Raw genomic sequence first — 23,828 nt, 5'->3', positions numbered from 1 at the left:
GTCGTTTGACGATTCGTTCGGGATTGCATGAGCACTTCATCCCTAGAATCCCCTAAAGATCAGGTTTCCATTCATTCAGCGTTCCGCCGCCAACGAATACAAGAGCCTTAACGATGTTTCGAGCGCGCTTTCATCGATGTCGAACAACGGATGATGATGCGGGACATTCGCCGTCTCCGATCCTGCGCCGACGAAAACAAAGCAGCCCGGCACCCGTTCCAAATAATAAGAGAAATCCTCCGCCGCCATAATGAGCGAAGAAGTGCCCGTCCGATCCGTACCGAACAATTCCGCCGCTTTGCGCAGCACGAGTTTCGTCTCCGCATCGTGATTCACGACCGGCGGATAACCTAACAAATATTCAAGCTCGTATGTTGCGCCGAACATGCGGCACGTATAGTCCAACACTTCTTCCACGCGTCGCTTCGCATATTCGCGCAATTCGTTGTTGAACGTACGAACCGTACCCTGGAGCTTGCACTCGCCGGCGATAACGTTGAATGTCGTCCCGCCGTGGATGGAGCCGATGGAAATAACGCTCGGCTGAGTCGGATCCACGTTTCTGCTCACGATCGACTGCACATTGAGGACAAAATGAGACGCGATAGCGACACTGTCCACCGACTGGTGCGGCAATCCGCCGTGCCCGCCTTTCCCCTTAATGTGCGCCGTAAACTCGTCCGCCGCCGCCATCATCGGTCCGCTAAGCGTATAAACGGTGCCTGCCGGAAAAGGCGTCCACAGATGTATGCCGTAGATGACGTCGACTCCGTCCAATGCGCCGTCCCGGATCATCGCAACCGCGCCGCCGGGCGGCACCTCTTCCGCAGGTTGAAACAGCAGCCGTACGTTCCCTTGCAACCGGTCCTTCGTTTCCGCCAGCAACTTGGCGACGCCCATCAGCGCAGCCGTATGGCCGTCGTGGCCGCATGCATGCATGACGCCGGGAACTTGGGAGGCGTATTCCGTATTCTTCTCGTCCTGAATCGGAAGCGCGTCTATGTCTGCACGCAGCGCTACGGTTCGGCCGGGGGCGCTTCCGGCAAGATCGGCGACAATACCGTGGCCGCCTACGCCCGTTCTCACGTTCCAGCCCCATTCCCGCAAATGTTTCGCCACAAAAGCGGACGTTTCGCGTTCGGAGTAGGACAACTCAGGATTGCGGTGCAAATGCCTTCGCCATGCGACAACCTGTTCCATCGTTTCACGAAGTCCGTTCAACGTCACCATTACGATTCCCTCCCATTTTAACTATATTAACACAATTGTCACTCCGCTTTAAGGGAAGGAGGTTGCGTCCGTTGTCCATTCATAATATCATGATGGTGTTGAGTTAGCCGCGAACGCGGATATTACGGGAGGAATGCATTTTGATTATCGAGGACAGCGGACTTAAGGGCTTGCATGCGGAATTGGCCGATTTCGACGAAGCGTCGGCTCAGCTCGGTTTCGTCCGGTGGCAATGGGAGTATTATCGGGCTACATACGATTTGAAGATTGAAGATAAACCGAATTCCGAGGATTATTTCGTGCGGATCAACACGAGAGCCGTTGAAGGGAAATTGGAAAATCCGGCTGCCGTGCTGCAAGTGGAAGAAGTGTACATCGGCCGCGCAACGTTTCCCCACGGTCTCGATTACGAATCACCGGTGCCGGAATCGGTTTTGAAGCTCGCGAAGCAAAAGCTTGCCGCTTTCAAACAATTGATTCAGGCGTAAGCAGCGGGGATCATAATGGAACAAAGAGGGACGCCGGATTTTCTGTTGCTGTTGTTGACGTTTTTGTTCGTCGGGTTCGGCATCGTTATGGTGTTTAGCGCGAGTTCGCCGGTCGCCGCGTATGAATTCGGCGATAAACTGCTGTTTACAAAGAAGCAACTGATTGCCGCGGTTCTAGGGACGTTCCTTATGCTGATCACCATGAACGTGCCGTACGCCAAGATGAAGAAGGGATACCTCCCTTTCTTCATCTTTACGCTCGGGCTGCTCATCGCGGTGCTGCTGCAGCCGTCGGGGGACAAGCCCAGAAGCTGGATCGACCTCGGCTTCTTCTCCATACAGCCCGCGGAATTTGCGAAGCTCGCCATCATATTGTATCTCGGTTCATTGATCAGCAAGAAGGGCGAGAAATTCGAACGGTTTACGCACGGGCTTCTCCCTGTCGCATTGGTGGTCGGTTTTATCGCCGTATTGGTGATGCTGCAGCCGGACTTCGGCTCCACCGTCGTGTTTTTGTTCTGCAGTGCGATTGTCATTGTTGCCGGCGGCGCGAATCTGAGGCACCTGCTGCTCGGAGCCGCCACGTTGGCGGTGGCCGGAGCGGTGTTTTTGGGAAAATTGGCTTTCTCCAACGAGGAATCATACCAAATCGACCGTTTTCATTGCTATTTCAACGCTTGGGACGACCGGCTGGGGGATTGTTACCAGAACGTTCAAGCGGAAATGGCGTTCGGACACGGAGGCATCGGCGGCGCGGGGTTCGGACAAAGCATACAGAAGCTTTTCTATCTTCCCGAGGCGCATAACGACTTTATTTTCGCCATTGTAGGGGAAGAATTGGGATTTATCGGTACGGTCATCTTTCTTTTCTTATATTTGATATTTTTATGGCGCGGCATCATTGTGTCGCTTCGCTGCTCCGACGCCTTCGGCACGCTAGTCGGCATCGGAATCGTCGGCATGTTCGGCATTCAAGCGCTTATTAATATCGGAGGGGTAACGAGAGCGATTCCGATGACGGGGATCACGCTTCCCTTTATCTCTTCTGGGGGCTCGTCGCTGCTCGTCAGCATGATGAGCATGGGCGTACTGCTCAGCATATCCCGCGAAAGCGGGAGAGTCGCGGAATCGAAACCGAAGACCGAGCGCGTACCTCAGCATGTGCCGCGCATCCGGTCATAACCCGCAATGACGAGAATAACGTTTCAAATAACCATCGTCAAGGTTATCTCTACAACGAAAGGGCTGCCCGCATCCCAATGTGCGGGTCAGCCCTTTTCTATTCGTTCCGGTGACTTTCCAAGTTGTTTATTTTACACGAGTCGCGGCGGTTTCCTCCGATTCTTCGTCAGGAAGCTGGACGCCCTCAACCTTTACGTTCACTTCCACAACGTGCAAGCCCGTCATGTTCTCAATGGATTCCTTGACTCTTTCCTGTAATTCGCGGCAAACATCATGGATAGCAACTCCGTAACGCACAATAACTCGCAAATCGATGGCGGCTTCCACTTGTCCGACCTCCACCGTTACGCCTTTCTGAGCGTTTTTACCGGTTAACCGCTTTGCCCAACCTTCCGAGATTCCTCCCGACATTGCCGCAATGCCTGGTGTGTCCAATGCGGCCATTCCGGCTACCGTTGCGACCACATCGTCGGAAATACGAACCGTTCCACTGTTTTCCACCATTTCAGTTCCCCTCTCTACATGGGCTGTAATTCCATTGTAAATCGTTTCTCGAGACGCATCAACTGCGATTTCATACATAATTCCGTGCGAAAAATAAAGCGGCCTGCGGCCGCAATTATGTGCTTTGATTTTGGTTGACCGCGAGCGCTTCATACAATTGAGCCAAGTTGCGCTCCAAGTTCACGAGCAGTTCTTTCCCTTCGGCTTCTTGGATTAGGCCTGCCCGAACGGCGAAGTCGATCTCACGCGATAGACCGTACATCTGCGTATCCAACACTTCCTCGTATAACGGACATTTGCGCGTCGCCAAGTTCTCCATCTGCACTTGGATGAGCGTTTCGATCTTCCGTGCGTCCTCCTGCAGAAGATGCATAGCTTTCTGTGTAAGATGGTGCAACATTTCCGAAGAAGACATGGCGCTTTCCCCCCACCTGACTACCGATTCTTATAACATAAGAATTATGACTTTTTCCTAACGCAAAAAGGTTGCTTCTTATGTTTCAAGAAAAACTTCCTTTCAACGACGTACCCGCTTCTTTGAATGTAATTCGAACATTAAGGACGTATTCGCTTAAGTTTTTCTTACCGTTAATTTTAGACGAAAACGAATCGCAGCACAAGTAATGGGGAACGGGCAGCAAACATAAAAAAGAACAAGCCGCATTTCGGCCTGTTCTTTCCTCCGTAATTGTATTACCCCTCGGCTAATTTGACTTCCAAGCCGTGCTTTGCGAACACTTCTGTCAGCGCTTGCTTCGCTTCTTCCTCGTCCGGCCCGTGGACGTGCAGTTCGTACGCTTTATCGCCGACAAGCGTAGTGAACAGACCGAGAATGCTTTTTACATCGATGTACTTATTTTCCAATTGAAGCACGATCGAAGATTTAAACTTGCTTGCAGTTTGGGCAATGTCGACAATGGCCGCATTTTTGTTAGTCGTCATATATTCGCCTCCGAACCAATTTGTGGAACAGCCGTTCTTCTCCTATGATACTTTGGGATTGAGGCGGAATCAAGATGAAATTGTCACGCGGCGCGTATAAGTTTACTTTAGATTTTCCGGATTCAATTCATCCAATTCCGGAATGACAAATCTGCCGTCTTTGCGAATCAACCGGTCGTCGAACCAAATTTCGCCGCCGCCGTATTCCGGACGCTGAATCAGCACAAGGTCCCAGTGAATCGAAGACCGGTTGCCGTTATCCGCTTCCTCATACGCTTGACCCGGCGTGAAGTGAAAGCTTCCGTCAATCTTCTCGTCAAACAGCGTATCCTTCATCGGGTGGAGAATGTACGGATTGAATCCGATGCTGAACTCCCCTATGTACCTCGCGCCCTCGTCATTGTCCAAAATTTCGTTCAGCCGTTTGGTGTCGTTGCTGGTGGCTTCCACGATTTTTCCGTTCTCGAAGCGGAAGAAAATATTTTCGAACGTCAACCCGCTGTACACGGTTGGCGTATTGTACCGAATCGTGCCGTTTACCGAATCCCTGACCGGGGCCGTATACAGCTCGCCGTCTGGCAAATTTTTGTCGCCTACGCACTTGACGTTCGGGATACCCTTAATAGAGAACGTCAAATCCGTATCCGGAGCGGTAATCCGTACCTTATCCGTGCGCGACATCAACTCGGAAAGCGGCTCCATCGCTTTGGACATCTTCTCGTAATCAAGCGTGCAAACGTCGAAATAAAAATCTTCGAACGCATCGGTATTCATTCCGGCGAGCTGCGCCATGGCCGGACTCGGGTAACGCATAACAACCCAGCGGGTGCGGCGGACGCGCTGGTCCAGATGGACGGGCTTGTAGTAGAGCTTCTCGTACAAACCGAGCTGACCGTCCGGCAGACCGGACAGCTCGCTGGCGTTTTCGCCGGAGCGAATAGCGATGTAACAATCCATCTCCTTCATCCGGGCCAAGTCGAGTTCGCTCCAATGCTCGAAGTTTTCTTTCTTCATCGATTTCAAGAGCGTTCGCTGCACCGCGCGGTCCGTCAATTGCGCATAAGGATGGCCGCCGGCTTCATGAACCTCTTCGATTACAGCTTTCAGCAGTTCTCTTTCCGGGCCGATCATCTCGATAAGTACGCGTTCACCGGGCTTTACCCGAATGGAGTAGTTCACAATGGTTTTTGCCATTTTGTTGATTCTGGGATCTCTCAAGCTTCTTGTCCTCCTTCGGATTTAACAAACGCGCAAATGCACAAAACATGCAAGAATAATTGTTCTTGCACGAGTCTGTCCTTGAAATACATCGTTATTTTACCACAGGTGAAAATCGCCAACAACATTCGTCCGAAACGGCAGGAATCCCACATTCTATCCGATCTTGTATTGATTTTTACCGCAGTGCTTCGCTGAATACAACGCCATATCGGCCCTGTAAAACAACAGCTCCACGCTGATCTTCTCGTCCTCGCGCTTCCATTCGGCCAATCCGCAGGACACAGTTACCGGCGGGTTCGTCTCCGACGCCACGCGGCTTCGAATGCGTTCCGCAATCGCCTCCCCTTGTTGAATCGGCACTTGAGGCAAATATATGGCGAGCTCTTCTCCGCCCCAACGCGCCGGTATATCCGTGTCCCGAATGCAGCTTCGCACAATGGAACTCACATGCTTCAAGACTTCGTCGCCCACTTGATGGCCGTAAGTGTCGTTTATGAGTTTGAAATCGTCGACGTCCACCACAATAAGCGAGCCGCCGGCGTCTCTCTTCTGATATTGCTGCACCTGTTCGTCCAAATACCGGCGGGAATAAAGCCCCGTCAAATTGTCGGTAATGACCATCCGGTTCAGTTCTGAATGAAGCTGAGCATTGGCGATCGCCAAGCCGAAATGGTCGGAAATCAATTGAAGCAGCTTGTAGTTGTCGTATGTGAAAAAGTTTTCTTCCCCGTGCGCCACAAGAATAACTCCGACCGCCTCGGAATTGACGGTTATGGGAGCTGCAATTAAAGAACGCGAGCCGGTATGGCGCATCAGCTTCGATTCTACGGTCGATTTTATCTGATAGTCGGAAATGATGACGGGTTCCTTCGTTCGATATACGACTCCCGCGAAGCCGTAATCGATCGAAAACGTGTCTCCGCTTAAATCCGGCAGGTTGGTTGCTTGTACGACAAACAATCTTGAATGCGGATCCAATTGGAGAATGCATGCAAAATCGGCTTGAAACGCTTCAATCAACTCCGTACAGGCAAACTGAAACAACTCGTGCAAGCGCAAACTTTGGTTTAACCTCTTTGTAATTTCGTTAACAAGCCTCAGCTCGGTGATCAACAAATTGGATTGCTCATAGAGCTTCGCATTCTCGAATGCCGAACCCGCCGTTTCGCACAGTTGCGACAAAAAGTGAATTTCCTCGGCGGTAAACGGGCAATCGCCGCCGGCGACCTCCACAACTCCGTATACGCCTTGGTTTCCGGTGAGTGGAACGGCAACGATTGCAGCGGTGCCGCCGGTTTTATCAATAATCGAACCGGTTTCGTCGGCCAGCACCATGCGAACTTCCATGTATGCCTTCGTGCAAATATCCGTGCCGTCATGGTTGAATAAAAGCGGTTTCACTGGAACCTCTGAGGAAATCGTGTCCTGCGTCATGAACAAATTGACGCCGGACCCCGGGCATGCTTCGCGTATCGCATCCGCCAGTCCGGCCAGCACTCCGTGTCCGGACCGTCGGGAGTGGAGGCTTCGCACATGGCGTTGGAGCTGCCGGTATAGATTGAGTTCACGTTCCATGTTAATCCGATCATGTTCCGGGGCCACGGCCGTATCCGGGACTCGGCTAAAATCTTTAATCAAAATAATCCCCTCTTTATCGCATCCTTCTCCCGTGACATTGATGTGCCGAATGATTGATCTCTATATTCTACTATGTTTTCCAACACATTGCACGACAGAATTGCATGTTTCGTTCATCATTTCCAGATGCCAAAATCTTGACAATCGTTCTTTCTTTGGCGTAAAATGAGTAGTCGAGTACGTAAGTTGGGCCCTCTTTGTAAAAAGAGTTTTTTTGTGCAACCCTCCTGTATCGCAATTCCGGGCCTGCGGCTGAACATGTCCGGAAAAGCGCAGTTTATATTCGCCCTGCGTTACAGGCGCAAGAAGAGTCCAAGCTTTCGTCATCCAATTACACTAAATTTGAAACATACTATATTTGCGAGAGAAAGAAGGAGTTTTATTCATGGCACGCTATACTGGCCCGAAATTTAAATTAAGCCGCCGCCTCGGCATCTCCTTGAGCGGTTCCGGTAAAGAATTGAAGCGCCCGTTCCCACCGGGGCAGCACGGTCCGGGACAACGCCGCAAAGTGAGCGGCTACGGTTTGCAGCTTATGGAGAAGCAAAAGCTTCGCCACATGTACGGTTTGAACGAGAAGCAATTCAGCAACTTGTTCGATAAGGCGTCGAAGATGCAAGGCATTACGGGCGAGAACTTCATGGTGCTTCTGGAAAGCCGCCTTGACAACCTCGTTTATCGTCTTGGTATGGCGAACTCCCGTGCCGGCGCCCGCCAATTGGTGTCCCACGGCCACGTTACGGTGAACGGAAAGAAAGTCGACATCGCGTCCTACCTCGTTTCGCCGGGCGACGTGATCGGCCTTCGCGAAAGAAGCCGCAATCTTACTTCGATCAAGGAAGCGGTCGCCAACCGCAACTTCCTGCCGAACTATCTTGAGTTCAACGACGCTGCGATGGAAGGCAAATACGTGCGTTTGCCGGAACGCTCCGAGCTTCCGCAAGAAATCGACGAGAAGCAAATTGTCGAGTTTTACAGCCGATAATCTTGGCAAAGAGAAAGACATCCGAACGGTTTCGCGTTCGGATGTCTTTTTTTTTGCAGGCGTTGACTGCCGCATGCCTGCCCACCATAACGGCAAAATTTGCCGTTGATTTGGTAAATATTCGGTGAATGGTCAAAAGGTACGGTCCAAAAGGATCTTAATAATGTTCGAAAGTGAGAAAAATGCGGTTCAAAGCCGGCGGATTTGCCGCCTGCTTCTTAACGCGCATGCCGTATGTGGCCCATCAAACCTTCAACCGGATAAACTTCCTCTTGCCCACTTGAACGATATCGCCGTTGTTTACGGAAATCACCGCATTCGGATCCGTAATCTTTTCCTCGTTGATTTTGACGCCCCCGCCCTGAATCGTACGCCGCGCCTCCGCACCCGAAGGCTGAAGCCTGCTTGCTAACAGCAGTTTCACAAGACGAATGCTGCCGTTATCGATTTCAGCCGCCGGGATTTCAAACTCCTCGATCTCATCAGGCAAGGACCGCTGCTGAAATACGGTGACAAAATGATGTTCCGCCTCTTTCGCCGCTTCTTCCCCATGGTACATGCGAACGAAAGTGAATGCCAGCTTCATCTTGGCGTCCCGCGGGTGGACGGAACCGTCCGCAAGACCTCTTTTCAATTCCGCTAACCCTTCGTTTATATCGGTCGAGAGCTCGTAGTACTTCAACATAAGCTCATCGGGAACGCTCATCGCTTTCCCGTATATTTCTTTCGGTTCTTCATTGATGCCGATGTAGTTGCCCAGACTTTTGCTCATCTTTTGGACGCCGTCCAAGCCTTCCAGCAACGGCATCATGATAGCCGCTTGCGTTTCCTTGCCGTATTCCTTCTGGAGCATCCGCCCCATCAACAAGTTGAACTTTTGGTCGGTGCCGCCCAACTCCACATCGGTTTCAAGCGCCACTGAATCGTAGCCCTGCATCAGCGGATAAAAAAATTCATGTATGGATATCGGTTGCCCGCTTGCATACCGTTTCGTAAAATCGTCCCTCTCCAGCATTCTGGCGACCGTAACTTTCGCCGCCAAGGACACGACGTCGGCAAACGTCATCGGCGCAAGCCATTCGGAATTGTAAACAACCTCGGTGCGGTCGGGGTCTAGAATCTTAAAAATTTGTTCTTTATACGTGGCGGCATTTCTTTGAACGTCTTCTTCAGTCAACTGTTTCCGCGTTTCCGACTTTCCCGTAGGATCCCCGATTCTGCCCGTGAAATCGCCGATCAGCAGCTGAACGCGGTGGCCGAACTGTTGAAATTGGCGCAATTTATGAAGCACGACCGTATGGCCGACATGAATGTCCGGTGCCGACGGATCAAGCCCTAATTTAATTTTCAGCGGGACGCCGGAAGCGATCGAGCCAGCCAGTTTATTCGCGAGTTGCTCCTCCGGAACGATTTCCGCCGTTCCCCTGGTTAGCGTCTCAAGCTGCCTGCTAAGCTCCTCCAGCTGCTCCGAATTCAATTTGTCTCTTTTATCCATAGGTTCCACAACTCCTTACAATGTCCAATTTATAGCATACCCCCATGACGGAGTCAACCGTTCGCAAGGGCTTGTATGCCCAAGAGAGCCGCCATGTGATATAATGGAATGTGATCTTGGGGAGGTACTGTACTATGTCCGAAAACAAAGAGAACAGACAGAAGGGCAAAGTGTCGTCGTCCGCGGCCGCATTTTTCCGCAGCAAGTTGGTTCGGCTCGGGTTGATCACTCTGAAGTGGTCGGTCCTGACAGGAATTCTTGGAGCGCTCGTCATGAGCGCAGCGGTTACCGGATACGTGGCCGCACTCGTTAAGGACGAAAAGGTTCGCAGCCGAGAAGAAATTATGGAGGCGATGAGCCTCAACAGCGAAACGGGATTCGTATATTTCCGCGACGGGACGGTCGTCGGCCAGCTCCGCACCGAGGAAGACCGCAGGGTCGTCTCGTACGATGAAATTCCAGCATATGTGAAAGATGCGTTGATCGCAACCGAAGATGCGGATTTCGACGAACATATCGGCATTGATTTCTCCGGCTTGTTCCGCGCCGTCAAACAAAGGGTGTTCGACGAAGAGGAGCAGACCGGAGGAAGCACAATCACCCAGCAATTGGCCCGGCGCGTGTTTTTAAGCCTGGACAAGACCGATTCCCGCAAAATAAAAGAAATATTTTTGTCTTTGCGGTTGGAGCGGTTCATGACGAAGGAAGATATTTTGGAAGCATACTTAAATAAAGTTCCATTCGGCAACGGTTCTACCGGCTATAACTTATTCGGTATAAAAGCGGCGGCAAAAGGGATATTCGGCTTGGAGCTGGATAAGCTCAACCTTGCCCAATCGGCGTATTTGGCCGGACTTCCGCAGCAGCCGTCGGCGTTCTCCGCGTTCACCAGCAAAGGGGAATTTGACGAGGAAGGCTTCCTTAAAGCTAAAGAACGCCAGCGGCACGTGCTGAGCCGGATGTTGACGGTCGGCAAAATTACGGAACAACAATACCGGGAGGCGCTTGCATTCGATTTGCAGGGAAGCCTGGCAAAGCCGAGCCGGAAAGCCTACAATACATATCCTTACTTGATGCTGGAGGCCGAACGCCAAGCGGCGGAAACGCTCATTTTGCTGGAGCATCCGGAGCTCACCCGGGAGCAACTGCGCAGCCCCGAATACGCCGATGCGCTCAAAGACGCGAAAGAGCATCTTCTGCGCGGCGGGTACAAGGTGTACACGACGATCGACAAAAAGCTGTACGACGCCATGCGCAGCATCGCCGAAAATCCGGAGCATTTCACGAAGGATCATCCCGAGAAGGGGATGGAACAAGTAGGCGCCGTATTGCTCGATAACGATACGGGCGCCATCCTCGGCATGATTGAAGGCAGAGATTTCTACAAGGAGCAATTGAATCACGCTACCCAGATGCAGCGCCAACCGGGCTCCGCGATGAAGTTCGCCGCGTATGTGCCCGCGCTGGAATCGGGTGCGATCCAACCTGGCGACGTCATCGACGATGTGCCGATCATTCTTAAGGACGGCGGCAAAGGAGTGCACATCCCGCGAAACTGGGACAACAAGTACCATGGGTTGATTACGGTCAGACAAGCGTTGAACCAGTCGTGGAACATTCCCGCAATCAAGCTGTTTTTGGATACTGTGAGCATTCCCTCCACTTGGGACTTCGCCAAGCGGGTCGGCATTACAAGCTTGACGGAAGACGATAATCACGCCCAGACCGGGATTATCGGCGGATTGGAATACGGCGTTTCCGTCGAGGAGTTAACGAACGCATATGCAACGATCGCAAATAAAGGCACGTTTAACGATGCGTTCTTTATTAGCCGGATAACGGATTCCGAAGACAACCCCATATACGAGCATAAGCTGAACCCGGCTCCCGTGTTTTCCGAGCAAACGGCTTACTTGATGACGGATATGCTCCGCACGGTCGTTTCTTCGGGGACGGCTAAGGAAGTAAATAGAAGATTCAAGCACGGCAAGAACATTCCGATTGTCGGAAAGACGGGTACGACGTCCGACAATTACGACCTGTGGTTTGTCGGTTATTCGCCGGATGTTACGCTCGGCGTGTGGATCGGGTATGATAAGCCTTCCACGCTTAGAGAATCGCTTCGTGCGAAACGTGTCTGGGCCGAGGTCATGAACGAAGTCGTAGCATCAAAGCCCGAATTGTTCGAAACGAAAGCATTCGACAAACCGGAAGGCATCGTGCAAAAAACCGTCTCCGCCGTTTCCGGCGATTTGCCCAGCGAGGCTGTCGTTCAAGCAAAGTTGACGGTTACCGATATTTTTAACCGCAAATACATCCCGACGAAGGTGGACGACGTTCTACAAATCGCACGCACGGTGACGGTTGGCGGAAAAACGTACTCGCCCCAACCCGGTACGCCGGATGACATGACGAAAACCCGGCCGGTCGTCTCGCGGGCCGAGCCGATCTCCGAGTTGTTGAAACGGATCGAAGAGGCGATGAGAAAGCTGCCCGAATCCCAAAGAAAGCCGATCGAACGATTTCGGCCGATCGACGGGTTCGGCGACGCTCCCAAGGAAGTCGACCCTCGCGCGGAAGACGGTTCGAATCCGACGGCGCCTCCGAAACTGACGTTGTTAAATACGGGGAAAGGCGTTAAAGTGTTGTTCTCGCCAAGCCCTCACAACGATATTGCCGGGTACCGGGTGTATCGTTCGATCGACGGAGGGCCGTTCCAAGCCGTGCCTGGGAAGACCGTATTGAACGGAGAGGCTCCCGCATTCTATGACGAGGTGCCGGATAAGCGCCTTCACGGATATCAAGTAGTCGCGGTTGACATCGCCGGTAAGACGTCCCCGCCAAGCTCCCCTGTGTATACGGGACAACCGGGCGGGATATCAGCGGACCAGGCCGACCAGGGCAATGAAGGCGGCAGTGCTGGCGAAGGCGGCGCTGCCCCGGCCGCACCTCAACAATTGGCTGCGGAAGCCCGAGATCTTGGCATGAAGCTTACGTGGAACCCCAATCCGGCCGATCAATCGGTAAAGCAATACAACGTATATTTCGCGGAGCAAGAATCGGGGCCCTATCAGTTGATCGGATCGACGGGAGAAGCGTCGTTCGAATATATTTCGGTTACTGTCAAAGGGTGGTATCGGGTTACCGCGCTGAATGACGCGGGAGAATCTCCGCCTTCCCCGAGCGTTCAGCTTAAGTAAAGAAAAAGAGGCTGTTTCAGCGTAGATTCTTATCTACTGCGAAACAGCCTCTTCTCTTAACTACGCCTGCATACCGCTCTTTAGCATCTGTTCCACGATGCTCCCCGACCGTTCGGAGGCAAGGCGCGTAAATTCCTCAAAATTAATATGCGCGGATCCGTCCGCCTTGTCGGACATCGATCGAAGGATGACGAACGGGACGCCGTTTAAGTGACAAACTTGCGCGACGGCCGAACCTTCCATCTCTACGCAATCGCCGTCCATTTCACGCCGCAGCCTGTCTACCGTATCCCGGTTCGCCACGAACTGGTCTCCCGACAGTATTCGCCCTTTCCTCGTATGACCCGGATAAAGCGATTCGCTGGCCGCATACGCCGCTTCAACCAAATTTGCATCGGCCGCAAAAACCGAAACGTCTGTGTAAGGAATGACGCCTCTCGCAAAACCGAGCGGTGTGACGTCCATATCATGCTGCATGGCATCGGTTGACACCACGATGTCTCCGATATTCAAATCGGGATGAAGCGCTCCGGCCACGCCCGTAAAAATTATGCAGTCGACGCCGAAACGGTCGATCAACAGCTGCGTGCATACCGCCGCATTCACTTTCCCTACACCGCATTTGCACAAGATGACCGTTTTGCCCAACCACTCGCCTTTCCGAAACTCGATACCGGCCGCCGCAACTGTCTCGGCTTCCACAATTCGTTCCAAAAACCGCTCGATCTCTTCTTGCATTGCACCGATTAAACCGATCGTACCGAATGCCATTCCACTATCCCTCCATAGTTAAACAAAAAAAAGAAGGCTCATTTCGCATGAGCCACGGATTGCCGCATAATCGTTTCGTGCGGAAGCACGACAACCGGGTTGGACACCGGTTCCTTCTTCATTAATTTCGTCAGCAAACGCATCGATACCGCTCCGATGTCGTACATCGGCTGAGCAACCGTAGAAAGCTGAGGCCGAACCATCGACGCCATCCGAATGTTGTCGACGGATATGACCGACAAATCTTCCGGCACCCGGAGTCCATGGTCCTGAATCGCATGAATGGCTCCGATCGCCATCTCGTCCGTAGCGGCAAAGACGGCGGTCGGACGCTCCTCCAATTGAAGGAAATATTCCATCGTCTCGATTCCGGATTCGTATTTGTAATTACCGATCCGTACGTACGGTTCGCGGAAAGGAATCCCTGCTTCTTCAAGAGCGCGCTTATACCCTTGATATCTGGCAAACCCGTTGGACGGGTCTTGCAGATTGCCGCTGATCATTCCGATCAGGCGATGACCGTGTTGGATGAGTACGGACACCGCGTCATAAGCAGCCTTCTCATGATCGATGTCGACCGAAGGCATTACGCGATTCGCATCCATCGTCGCGCACAAAACGATCGGTACCGAGTTGCGGAACGCCTCAATATGTTCATCGGTCACGACGCCTCCCATAAACAGCAATCCGTCCACTTGCTTCTCCAACAATGTGTTGATGACGCGTATTTCCTTCTCTTTCTTCTTATCGGAATTGCAAAGAATCATGTTGTAATGATACATGTTGGCGATATCTTCAATTCCCCGGACGACTTCGGAATACGCCGTATTGGAGATGTCAGGAATGACGACGCCGACTGTGGTCGTCTTCTTGCTTGCCAGTCCGCGCGCTACGGCGTTCGGGCGATATCCGAGCCGTTCAATCGCTTCGAATACTTTCTTTCGAGTTTGAGGCTTCACGTTCGGATTGTTATTAACGACCCGTGAAACGGTTGCCATCGATACTCCCGCTTCTCTGGCCACGTCATAAATCGTTACTGTCACGAGCATTCTCTCCAATGAAAAAAATTTGTACGAGCAAATCAAGATAAGGCTATCATACGACAAAATTATACTTCGCGCAACGCTCGTCCTTTTTTCCGCCATAAAGCGACAACCGGGCCCCTTCCAACAAAAAAAACCTCGCAAGAGGTTTCTTCAAGACAAGTATGTAGCGAATTGCCCATTCGTTATTTGCGAGAGCCGCATTCGGATGCTGTCCGCCCATTCTTCATCTTGGAGAGATTGGGCGAGTAAAAGCAAATCCAACAGTTCGTTGATCCGTTCTCCTATTATTTGCTCCACTGAAAATCCGCTTTTCTCCTTCTTCGTGACTTCATACAGAAGGTGAGCCAGTTCGTTAATCTCGTTAAAAAACAGCTGCTGCCGCTCCGGTTCGCCGCCCAAACTTCTCAGCAGTCCGGTCAGTTCCGGTTTTACTTCAGGGTATACGATGCTTCGTTCACAACTTGTGCACGAATAGACCGGTACGTTCTCAATCTTTACCTTGCCCGAGAAAATAACCGTTCGTAACCGTATTTGCATCGTTTTGCCGCATGTACACCGTTTCTCCAAAATGAATCCCCCCAAAAGCAAAAGCCAACCGACTTCACTCCTGAGTATATTCGCCTTGAAGAAACAAAACTCCTGCCGATCAAGCGTGACAGTTCTTGGTAACGCAGCCGTCACTTTGCAGACGGTCCGGCCAAGGCGTCGCAGAACGCTTTCGCATATGCGGGCAAATCCGGAGGTCTGCGGCTTGATATCAAGTGTCCGTCAACGACCACCGGTTCATCGAGCCAGACCGCGCCGGCATTCTCCATGTCGTCTCTTATTCCCGGCGTGGAAGTTACTTTCTTGCCTTGCAATATTTTCGCCGAAATAAGCACCCAGCCCGCATGGCAAATTTGACCGATCGGCCGGCGCAGTTCATTCAAACGGCGAACCGCTTGCAGCACTTCCGGGTATCTGCGCAATTTATCCGGTGCCCAGCCGCCAGGGACGAGAATTCCGTCGTACTCCTCCGGGTTCATCTCGGCAAACGTAATGTCCGCCTGCGCCGGCACCCCGTATTTTCCAGAGTATATATGCTGTTTCTTCGGTCCGGCGAACACGACGGAAGCACCTTCCTCGCGGACACGGTACACAGGATACCATAACTCCAAATCTTCGAATTCTTCATCGACCAAACACAGCACTTTCTTTCCTGTTAAGCGCAATGAATGCCGCCTCCTTTCTTAATCTGCAATAATAGTGTATCGGAGAAACCGTTTCATGTCGATCTTTCGTCAAGAGAACGATCGTATGCGGAAAGAGAATCGCGGATGGCGTCCGATGATCGAAGCTTCATGATCGTGTGCAGCAGTTTTACGCAATGCGCGTGAGAAGCCAGCATAATCCGGCTCTTTAACGGAAGCATCAAAGCGCCCGCCATGCTCAAATCGCGCACGCCCAATCCGAGCCAAATCGGCAATGCAAGCGGGTCCCCGGCCATCTCTCCGCAGACTGAAACCGAGATGCCCGCCCGCTGCGCGCAGCTGACGATTTGCTCGAGCATTCGAATTACCGCCGGGTGAAACGGCTCGTACAGATGCGCGATATGTTCGTTCATCCGGTCTGCCGCAAGCACGTATTGAATCAAATCGTTTGTTCCGATACTGAAAAAATCGACCTCTTCGGCCAAAATATCGGCGATCACCGCGGCAGCCGGCACCTCCACCATCATCCCGACGCGAATGTTTTCGTCAAACGAATGCCCGGCCGCACGTAGCTCATCCTTTGCTTGCGCGAGCACGCTCTTTGCCGCGGCAAATTGCTCCACCGAGGATATCATCGGAAACATGACCCGCACCGTTCCGAATGCGCTTGCCCGCAAGATCGCTCTCAGCTGCGTCTTGAACGGTTCCGGCTGCTCAAGCGAAATTCGGATTGAGCGCAAACCGAGAACGGGGTTTTCTTCCTCCGGAAGCTCCAGGTAATCCAAATTTTTGTCGCCTCCGACATCGAGCGTACGAATCGTCAACGGATTACCGTCAAGCATCTGCGCCGCTTGCCGGTAAATGAGGAATTGCTCTTCCTCGGTCGGATATGTTTCCCTGTCCATGTAAATGAACTCCGTCCGGAACAAACCGACCCCTTCCGCGCCGCCGGCAAGCGCGCTCTCCAATTCTTTAAGAGACGCGATATTTACGAACAGATTTGTACGAACACCGTCCGTAGTGACCGCCGGTATATCCGCCAATGTTTGCAGCCGCGCCTGAGCTTCGATCTGCTTTTCGCGCAGGCTTGAGTATCGGGCGATCATATCTTCGTCAGGATTGACGTAAACATCGCCGGCTTTGCCGTCAATAATCAGTAAATCCCCGGTTTCCACCGCTTCAACCAATTTTCCTTCAAGCCCGCTGACAAGAGGGATATTCATCGCCCTTGCCATGATGGCCGCATGGGAAGTGCTTCCTCCCGCCATCATGACGATTCCGAGCACGTTCGCCGGGTTCAAATGCGCGAGCTGCGAAGGCGAAACCTCTTTCGCAACGAGGATGAACGGGCGGTTATCCGTTGGAAGCTTGACGTCCGGAGAACCGATCAAATGCTTCAACAGCCGGTTTCCGACGTCCTTTATATCAAGAGCGCGCTCTTTCATATACTGGTCGTCAAGCAAATCGAACATGTTGACGAATTTGTCGGTCACTTCTTTAACGGCAACTTCCGCAGCTTTATATTGTCGCTGGATGATGCCCTGGATCTCGTTCATGAACACCGGATCGTCCAAAATCGCCAGATGCGCGTCGAAGATGGTGGATTCGGATTCTCCGATATATCCTGAGATCTCCTGCTTAATTTGCTTAATTTCTTGTTTGGAATGCCTGATCCCCTCATATAACCGTTCGAATTCGGCAGCGAGATCCTCCACGTCGATTCGATGTTCCGGCAAATCCCACTCCCAATTCGGCAATACGAATGCTTTCCCTATGGCGATGCCGGCCGAAGCGCCGATCCCGGTCACCTTACGAGCGCTGGACATGCTGTTCATCCTCCTTCAACGTTACCGACATTACCGAAGCTTGTCCTTTGCGCACCGCTCCCCAAGGAGCGAAGCTCCACGATTTCACGCGGTTCGGATTCGTGACGATCATCGGCGTTGCAAGCGATTTTGCGTGCTTCCGCACTTTTCCGATGTCGAAAGTAACCAACAGTTGACCCTGCTTCACTATGTCATTCTCTTTCACATGCGCATGGAATGCGTTCCCCGGCATTTGCGACGAATCGATTCCGATGTGAAGCAGCACTTCGAGTCCGTCTTCCGTAACGATACCGAGCGCGTGCATCGCCGGATAAACATGCATCACCTTCCCGCCGACCGGAGCCGCCAGCTCTCCGCGTTCGGGAATGAACGCAACGCCGTTGCCGACGATTTTCCCCGCAAATACGGGGTCCGGCACATCCTCGAGCGGAATCATGCGGCCTGCGACCGGTGAACTGAACGACACACCCCGTGGGTCTTTCCGGATGACCTTCATAATTTCTTCACGGATCAATTCGGAGAACGTGCCGAACACGACCTGAACGTTCCCGCCGCCGAGCGTGATGACGCCCGCCGCTCCAAGATGCCTTAAAGCGGCCGAATCCAGCGCGCGATCGTTCACGAGCGTGAGCCTTAATCTGGTGATGCACGCTTCGATCTGAACGATGTTCTCTTTCCCTCCGAGCGCCTCAAGAATGAGCGGTGCGCGGTAAGGAATGTCACCCGCCCAATCGTCAAGCGCGGAGCCTTCTTCCCTTCCGGGCGTCGGGATGCGAAACTTTCGGATCGCCCAACGAAACAATACATAATACACAGTGCCGTAAATAACGCCTAGCGGTAGCAGCATCCAACCGTTTGTCGCCAAATGTCCGTTTATCACATAATCGATGGCTCCAGCGGAAAACGCGAAGCCGTGATGAATGTCAAGCTCATACGTAATCCACATAGATATCCCCGATAAAACCGCATGAACGATGAAAAGATAAGGTGCCACGAACAAAAACGCAAATTCGATCGGCTCCGTCACCCCCGTTAGGAAAGAGGAAAGAGCGGCGGTAAGAAACGTTGCCCGGACCTTCGGCTTCAAATCTTCGCGCGCTTCGTGAATAATAGCGAAAGCGATCGCCGGAAGAGCAAACATCATCGTCGGGTACAATCCCGCCATAAATACCCCTGCCGTCGGATCTCCCGCAAAAAATCGCGGCAAATCGCCGGTGACGATCGTGCCGTCCAATCTCTCGTACGAACCCGTCTGGAACCAGACCATATTGTTGAGTATATAGTGCAAGCCGGAGGGCACAAGGAGCCGGTGAAACATGCCGTACAAAAACGCCCCGAAACCGCCCATACCGAGCACGATGCTGCTTAATTCGCCGAGGCCGGCTTGGACGTACGGACCGGCTTGGACGATGATGAATGAAAATAAAACCGACGCAAAGCTCATAAATAATAAAACGGATCGCGGTCCGCCAAAAAATTGAATATATTCCGGGAATCGGACGGCTTTCACCCGATGGTACAACAAGGCCGCCATCAACCCGATTACAATGCCGCTTGTAACTCCCAGTTGGAAACCTTGAGGGATAAAAAATTGAGTGACGCGATCGTACACGAAATATCCGACAAGCGCGGACATACCCGCGATCCCGGCGCTCTCGGTCAAGCCGAGCGCAACGCCAACAGCAAATATATAAGGAAGATATATAAATACGGTCATGCCCGCAAACGTCAGCATCTGTCCCGTTTGCGCCCACCCGAGCGCTTCCCAGTCGAAGGAACCGAGTCGAATAAGTATTGCGGCAGCCGGCAATGCGATCATAGGCATCATTAACGATCGTCCGAACTGCTGCAGCAGTCCCATCCAGTTCATGCTCCGCCCCCCTTTCCACAACGATAATGGTAAATCGCCGGGCATGTATTGTCAAAAGAAAAAATGGCGGACGAATTGTCCGCCATTCATGTCTGTTCCCCCAACCTTGATTTAGAAGTTGCGGAATTGTTGAGATTGTCCCGCAAATTGGTTCGTAAATTGGTTGGCTGGAACGAAATTGGTGCCAGGCTGAACGCCTCCGGCTTGAACACCGCCGTAGGCTCCTGCGCCTTGGACGCCACTGAACGCGCCAGTAGTACCTTGAGCTCGTCCCGCCGCGAACGCGCTAGGACGAGCTTGAGGCGCCCGCGACTGGAATGCGCCTGCCCGTTGTTGGCTGATGGAAGCGCCTGCGCCGCTGAACGCGCCTTGGACGTTGCCAAACGTGCTCACGCCTTGAGCTCCGGCGAACGCGGCTGATCTTTGCGCACGACCCGTCGAGAAATTGCTCGGGCGAGTGCTGTCGGCGCGCTTAGCCACGTCATGGTCAGGTTGGTTTCCTACATAGCCTGGCCCGTGATAGCTCTGCGGCTGCGGGTTGCTTCCGCGCTGAGTGTTGTAGAACGACTGAACGGTACCGCTCGGTTGGAACGTCTTCTGCAGACCGCGGTATTGCGACTGAACCGGCTGGCCGAAAGAAGGCTGGAATTGATTGGGCACTCTGTTTCCTCCTCTAGAATAAAAGTTGTCTTCATGTTCCGCCCGGATGCGGGCTAAAATGAAGCCACATTTATTTTGTCTAGAGTGAAAACAATTTATGAACGGAAGATGCTTGGTTTCGATTTGCTTTTATCGTTTCGGCCGCAGTACGGCGTCTTCCACCTTAATGCAGCGGTCCATGATGACGGTCAGACCGCCTTTTTTTGCAATGTCCGCCGCCTCTTCATTCACAATGCCGAGCTGCAGCCAGAGCGTCTTCGCCCCGATGCCGACGGCTTCCTCCGCGATCGGCGGCGTATGCTCCGGACGGCGGAACACATTGACGATATCGACGGGCTCGGGAATATCGGTTAAGCTGGAATAGCTTTTCTCCCCGAGGATCGTATCTGCGTTCGGATTAACCGGAATAATCCGGTATCCTCGCGCTTGCATCGCTTGAGCGACTTGATGGGACGTTTTGTCCGGATTGTCGGACAGACCGACAACCGCAATATTGCCCGCATTCTCAAGAAGTTGCTTAATTTGGTCGCGGGACGGATTTTCGTGCGCCATTGCCTCTCCTCCTAGATTTATATCGCTTTACTCTAAAGTTACATTCGCGCCGAGCGCGCGAAGATGATCGAAAAATTGCGGATACGACTTCGCCACATGATGGGCGTCCCGTATAATTAAACCGTCTTGCGAACGCAGCCCGACGATCGTCAACGCCATGATGACGCGATGATCGTAATGCGCGTCGATCGCGGCTCCTCCGCGCACTCCTTCCGGTTTACCGCGAACGATGATTTCGCTGCGCGTTTCCTCGACATCCGCTCCCGCCTTCTTAAGCTCGGCAAGGTAATCCGTAATCCGGTCGCATTCTTTATATCTTAAGTTCTCCACATTATAAAATCTTGATGTGCCCTCCGCAAAAACGGCGGCAGCCACGCAGGCGAGAACCGCATCCGTAAATTCGTCACCGTCGAACGCGCCGGCTTGAAGCTTGCCGTTGCCTTTGACGTGAACGATACCGTTCTCATGCGTTAATGGCGCTCCCATCCTCCTCAACACGTCCACCGCTTGTCTTTCGCCTTGTTTGCTGTGTTCCAACAACCGGTGAACCGCAACGTCGGATTCGGTGACCGCAGCCGCGGCAAGTATGGCCGCCGAGCCCGGATAATCTCCCTGCACGACGTATTCGCGGATGCGGTATTGTTGGTTGCCGGGAATACGGAACCTCATCAAATCATCGCTTGCTTCGATCTCGATGCCTGCATCCCTAAGCACTTCCAATGTTTGGCCGACGACAATCTTCGACTTTAAATCATGCAGCACCGTAATTTCGCTGTCTTCTTTCAATAAAGGGGTCATAAACAACAAAGAGCTCAAATATTGAGAAGAGACGCTGCCTGAAACACGGATATCGCCTCCTTGCGGATTTCCGCCGTATACGGTGATCGGCAATCTGCCGTTGTTATGATCGATTTTCACATTCATCGATTCGAGTGCCGCGATCAAGTCGTCGTGCGGCCTTTTGCCCAAGGAATCAGGATATGCGTTGACGAAAGTCACTTTCGGCAAGAAGGCTGCGACGGACAGCAAGAAACGAAGAACGGCGCCCGCGTTTCCTACGTTAAGCTGCCCCGGATTGCGCGGGTTACGGCCGAAGCCGGTAATTTCCATCGTCTCATCGTCTTCCTTAAGCACCGCGCCCAAGTCTTGAATGCAGCGCCTCATCGCATCGCTGTCTTCGCTGCGGGCCGGGTATCGGATCGTGCTCGTTCCTTCCGCCAAAGCGGCGACAAGCATATAACGGGTCGTGTAATTTTTCGAAGACAACGCTTGGATTTCACCCCGAAGCGCTCGTGTAGGTTTTACAATGGCATCCATAAATACGGCTCCTCCTGATCTAAAAAAATCTGCCCAATAACCATCCGGTCCCGGCCAGCACCGCCGATGCGATTAATGTACAACTGACGTACAGTATCCCGCCGGCGACTCCCGGCCGGCTTCGGCTCAATATTACGGATTCGACTGCGAACGTCGAGAAAGTTGTAAATCCGCCCAGCAATCCGGTTCCCAACGCCAAAATCATCAGCGGGTCTTGTCCTCCGGCCGCCGACAAAAAACCGAGCGCCAGCGATCCGATACAGTTCAGCAGAAACGTCGGAACCGGTTTTTCCGGCCAATACCGTTTGCCGCACCGCAAGGCGGTCCATCGAAGTACCGCTCCAACGGCACCGCCCAGAGCTACAAGAAAAGGGCCGATCCATGTCACATTCGAATGCTGCATCATCGCACCTCGCTTTCACGGGATGTCCCGGGCTTACTCAAGCCGAGATGCGCCGCCAGAGGGCCCAACGTTCCGCTTGCGACAACGTAAACGATAGCTTCTGCCCATCGCCGGTCATACAGCAGCGTCCACGTTTCCCATCCGAATGCGGACATCGTCGTAAATGCGCCCAACATGCCTGTTCCGATGCCATGAACGGCCCATGCCGGCCACCGCCCGCCGGCGGCCTTCCGCTGCAGCCGGCCGAGCGCATAGGAACCGGCTAAATTGCATACAAGCGTACCGGTGATAAAACCGGGAGAAGGCGGAAAAATCAAAGCGATACTCCACCGGGCCAAAGCGCCTAATGCGCCGCCCAAAGCGACGGCGAACCAAAGCATCGGGCTCACCCCTCCAATGTTTGACAACCGTTGAAATGACGGCGTAAGATAATTAGGAACAAATCGGCTGAAAGGGCGAATCCAATGAGCGAAATGCGCACGATCCAACCATCCGACGTCAAAGAACGGCTGCAGCGAGGCGACCCGCTGATCATCGTCGACGTTCGCGAAGATGAAGAAGTGGCGGCTGGAATGATTCCGGGAGCGAAACACGTCGTCCTCGGCGAATTGCCCGAGCGATACGGCGAAATTCCGCGCGAAGGCGAAGTCGTATTGGTTTGCCGCAGCGGCAATCGAAGCGGCAAAGCATATGGATTTTTAGAATCGCTCGGGTATTCGAACATTGTAAATATGACGGGCGGAATGCTTGCCTGGGAAAAGCTATAAGTAAAACTTTATATACCGATTTTCGACGCCGCGATAATGCGTTCCACCGCATGGCGAACGTTCCATACCGACGTATCGATCGATACGTCGGCAAAGTCGTAGGCGGTTTTCCGATTCTCCATCAACCGCCTTACTTCCCGTTCTTTATCGCCTTTAAGCAGCGGTCGGCCGGTGTCCTTGCGCAGCCTTTCGATAATGGTTTCGGCCGGTGCTTTCAATGCCACGACAAACCCGCATTCCTGCAGCAGTCTCCGGTTCTCTTCCCGAAGGACGGCGCCTCCTCCGGTTGAAATAATTTGCTTGTGTCCGCCCGCCGCTTCCCGTATTGCCGCAGTCTCCGCATCCCTAAAATAACCTTCTCCGTCTCGAGCAAATATTTCAGCGATAGAACGTTTCTCCCTCTCCTCAACAAGCCGGTCCGTATCGACAAATTTCCATCCTAACCGCTCCGAGAGCGCTTGCCCGACCGTTGATTTACCCGTTCCCATAAATCCGACCAATATGATGTTTGTGACCAATCGCAACGCTTCCTTTTTCCGGC

General features: G+C 52.7%; 24 protein-coding genes. 5 read left to right on the top strand and 19 right to left on the bottom strand.

Annotated features, from left to right (window positions below):
- Positions 1-75 precede the first annotated feature (75 nt).
- The gene (locus JET16_RS17170; protein ID WP_199617797.1) at positions 76-1,230 is read right to left on the bottom strand and encodes an amidohydrolase; all 1,155 of its coding nucleotides are present in this window, start codon (positions 1,228-1,230) and stop codon (positions 76-78) included.
- A gap of 140 nt (positions 1,231-1,370) precedes the next feature.
- Between JET16_RS17170 and JET16_RS17165 the strand changes: the two genes are divergently transcribed.
- On the top strand, positions 1,371-1,718 hold the full coding sequence (locus JET16_RS17165; RefSeq protein WP_199617795.1) for a YugN family protein: 348 nt from the start codon (positions 1,371-1,373) through the stop codon (positions 1,716-1,718).
- 15 nt (positions 1,719-1,733) lie between these two features.
- Positions 1,734-2,900 carry a putative lipid II flippase FtsW gene (ftsW, locus tag JET16_RS17160; RefSeq protein WP_233531780.1) on the top strand — a complete coding sequence of 389 codons (1,167 nt, stop codon included), beginning with the start codon at positions 1,734-1,736 and terminating at the stop codon, positions 2,898-2,900.
- 126 nt (positions 2,901-3,026) lie between these two features.
- Here ftsW and JET16_RS17155 read toward each other — a convergent pair whose 3' ends face one another.
- The 5 genes from JET16_RS17155 to JET16_RS17135 form a co-directional block, all read right to left on the bottom strand.
- A complete protein-coding gene (locus JET16_RS17155; protein WP_199617793.1) occupies positions 3,027-3,404 on the bottom strand; it encodes an Asp23/Gls24 family envelope stress response protein in 378 nt (125 codons plus the stop codon).
- Between the two features lie 115 nt (positions 3,405-3,519).
- Positions 3,520-3,819, bottom strand: coding sequence for a YlaN family protein (locus tag JET16_RS17150; protein WP_199617791.1), 300 nt, complete (start codon positions 3,817-3,819; stop codon positions 3,520-3,522).
- A 278-nt stretch (positions 3,820-4,097) separates the two neighbouring features.
- Positions 4,098-4,346 carry an HPr family phosphocarrier protein gene (locus JET16_RS17145; protein WP_199617789.1) on the bottom strand — a complete coding sequence of 83 codons (249 nt, stop codon included), beginning with the start codon at positions 4,344-4,346 and terminating at the stop codon, positions 4,098-4,100.
- Between the two features lie 102 nt (positions 4,347-4,448).
- Entirely contained in the window at positions 4,449-5,564 is a 1,116-nt protein-coding gene (locus tag JET16_RS17140; protein WP_199617787.1) for an aminopeptidase, read from the bottom strand.
- Between the two features lie 156 nt (positions 5,565-5,720).
- Entirely contained in the window at positions 5,721-7,205 is a 1,485-nt protein-coding gene (locus tag JET16_RS17135) for a sensor domain-containing diguanylate cyclase (protein ID WP_233531779.1), read from the bottom strand.
- Between the two features lie 385 nt (positions 7,206-7,590).
- On the opposite strand from JET16_RS17135, the gene rpsD reads away from it, so the two are divergent.
- Positions 7,591-8,190 (top strand): 30S ribosomal protein S4, encoded by a 600-nt coding sequence (rpsD, locus tag JET16_RS17130; RefSeq protein WP_199617786.1) that lies wholly within the window; start codon positions 7,591-7,593, stop codon positions 8,188-8,190.
- 244 nt (positions 8,191-8,434) lie between these two features.
- On the opposite strand, the gene tyrS is transcribed toward rpsD, so the two are convergent.
- Positions 8,435-9,685 carry a tyrosine--tRNA ligase gene (gene tyrS / locus JET16_RS17125; RefSeq protein WP_199617784.1) on the bottom strand — a complete coding sequence of 417 codons (1,251 nt, stop codon included), beginning with the start codon at positions 9,683-9,685 and terminating at the stop codon, positions 8,435-8,437.
- A 134-nt stretch (positions 9,686-9,819) separates the two neighbouring features.
- Here tyrS and JET16_RS17120 point away from each other — a divergent pair, with 134 nt between their 5' ends.
- A complete protein-coding gene (locus tag JET16_RS17120; RefSeq protein WP_199617782.1) occupies positions 9,820-12,885 on the top strand; it encodes a transglycosylase domain-containing protein in 3,066 nt (1,021 codons plus the stop codon).
- Positions 12,886-12,945: 60 nt separating this feature from the next.
- Here JET16_RS17120 and JET16_RS17115 read toward each other — a convergent pair whose 3' ends face one another.
- The 11 genes from JET16_RS17115 to JET16_RS17065 all read right to left on the bottom strand — a co-directional run bounded on the left by JET16_RS17115 (position 12,946) and on the right by JET16_RS17065 (position 22,900).
- Positions 12,946-13,656, bottom strand: a complete 711-nt coding sequence (locus tag JET16_RS17115; protein WP_199617780.1) for a 5'-methylthioadenosine/adenosylhomocysteine nucleosidase — start codon at positions 13,654-13,656, stop codon at positions 12,946-12,948.
- 38 nt (positions 13,657-13,694) lie between these two features.
- A complete protein-coding gene (gene ccpA / locus JET16_RS17110) occupies positions 13,695-14,699 on the bottom strand; it encodes a catabolite control protein A (protein WP_199617778.1) in 1,005 nt (334 codons plus the stop codon).
- Between the two features lie 153 nt (positions 14,700-14,852).
- Entirely contained in the window at positions 14,853-15,269 is a 417-nt protein-coding gene (locus JET16_RS17105; RefSeq protein ID WP_199617776.1) for a hypothetical protein, read from the bottom strand.
- 110 nt (positions 15,270-15,379) lie between these two features.
- Positions 15,380-15,913, bottom strand: a complete 534-nt coding sequence (locus JET16_RS17100; protein ID WP_199617774.1) for a type 1 glutamine amidotransferase domain-containing protein — start codon at positions 15,911-15,913, stop codon at positions 15,380-15,382.
- Positions 15,914-15,966: 53 nt separating this feature from the next.
- A complete protein-coding gene (gene ptsP, locus JET16_RS17095; protein ID WP_199617771.1) occupies positions 15,967-17,718 on the bottom strand; it encodes a phosphoenolpyruvate--protein phosphotransferase in 1,752 nt (583 codons plus the stop codon).
- Positions 17,702-19,588 carry a glucose PTS transporter subunit IIA gene (locus JET16_RS17090; protein ID WP_199617769.1) on the bottom strand — a complete coding sequence of 629 codons (1,887 nt, stop codon included), beginning with the start codon at positions 19,586-19,588 and terminating at the stop codon, positions 17,702-17,704. The genes ptsP and JET16_RS17090 overlap by 17 nt, the downstream gene beginning before the upstream one ends.
- 111 nt (positions 19,589-19,699) lie before the next feature.
- A complete protein-coding gene (locus tag JET16_RS17085) occupies positions 19,700-20,248 on the bottom strand; it encodes a hypothetical protein (protein ID WP_199617767.1) in 549 nt (182 codons plus the stop codon).
- A gap of 129 nt (positions 20,249-20,377) precedes the next feature.
- Entirely contained in the window at positions 20,378-20,800 is a 423-nt protein-coding gene (locus tag JET16_RS17080) for a CoA-binding protein (protein ID WP_199617765.1), read from the bottom strand.
- Positions 20,801-20,827: 27 nt separating this feature from the next.
- Complete coding sequence (gene aroA, locus JET16_RS17075; protein WP_199617763.1) at positions 20,828-22,117, bottom strand: 3-phosphoshikimate 1-carboxyvinyltransferase; 1,290 nt, start codon at positions 22,115-22,117, stop codon at positions 20,828-20,830.
- 19 nt (positions 22,118-22,136) lie between these two features.
- Positions 22,137-22,523 carry a fluoride efflux transporter FluC gene (locus JET16_RS17070; protein WP_199617761.1) on the bottom strand — a complete coding sequence of 129 codons (387 nt, stop codon included), beginning with the start codon at positions 22,521-22,523 and terminating at the stop codon, positions 22,137-22,139.
- The gene (locus JET16_RS17065) at positions 22,520-22,900 is read right to left on the bottom strand and encodes a fluoride efflux transporter FluC (RefSeq protein ID WP_199617760.1); all 381 of its coding nucleotides are present in this window, start codon (positions 22,898-22,900) and stop codon (positions 22,520-22,522) included. The genes JET16_RS17070 and JET16_RS17065 overlap by 4 nt, the downstream gene beginning before the upstream one ends.
- Positions 22,901-22,984: 84 nt before the next feature.
- Here JET16_RS17065 and JET16_RS17060 point away from each other — a divergent pair, with 84 nt between their 5' ends.
- Positions 22,985-23,287, top strand: coding sequence for a rhodanese-like domain-containing protein (locus tag JET16_RS17060; RefSeq protein WP_199617758.1), 303 nt, complete (start codon positions 22,985-22,987; stop codon positions 23,285-23,287).
- An 8-nt stretch (positions 23,288-23,295) separates the two neighbouring features.
- Here JET16_RS17060 and JET16_RS17055 read toward each other — a convergent pair whose 3' ends face one another.
- On the bottom strand, positions 23,296-23,805 hold the full coding sequence (locus JET16_RS17055) for a shikimate kinase (RefSeq protein ID WP_233531776.1): 510 nt from the start codon (positions 23,803-23,805) through the stop codon (positions 23,296-23,298).
- Positions 23,806-23,828 lie beyond the last annotated feature (23 nt).

Origin of the sequence: Paenibacillus alkalitolerans (assembly GCF_016482785.1) — a bacterium.
GTDB lineage: Bacteria > Bacillota > Bacilli > Paenibacillales > YIM-B00363 > Paenibacillus_AE > Paenibacillus_AE alkalitolerans.
Note: the sequence above shows the minus strand (reverse complement) of the source record. Positions and strands in the feature narration are given on the sequence as shown.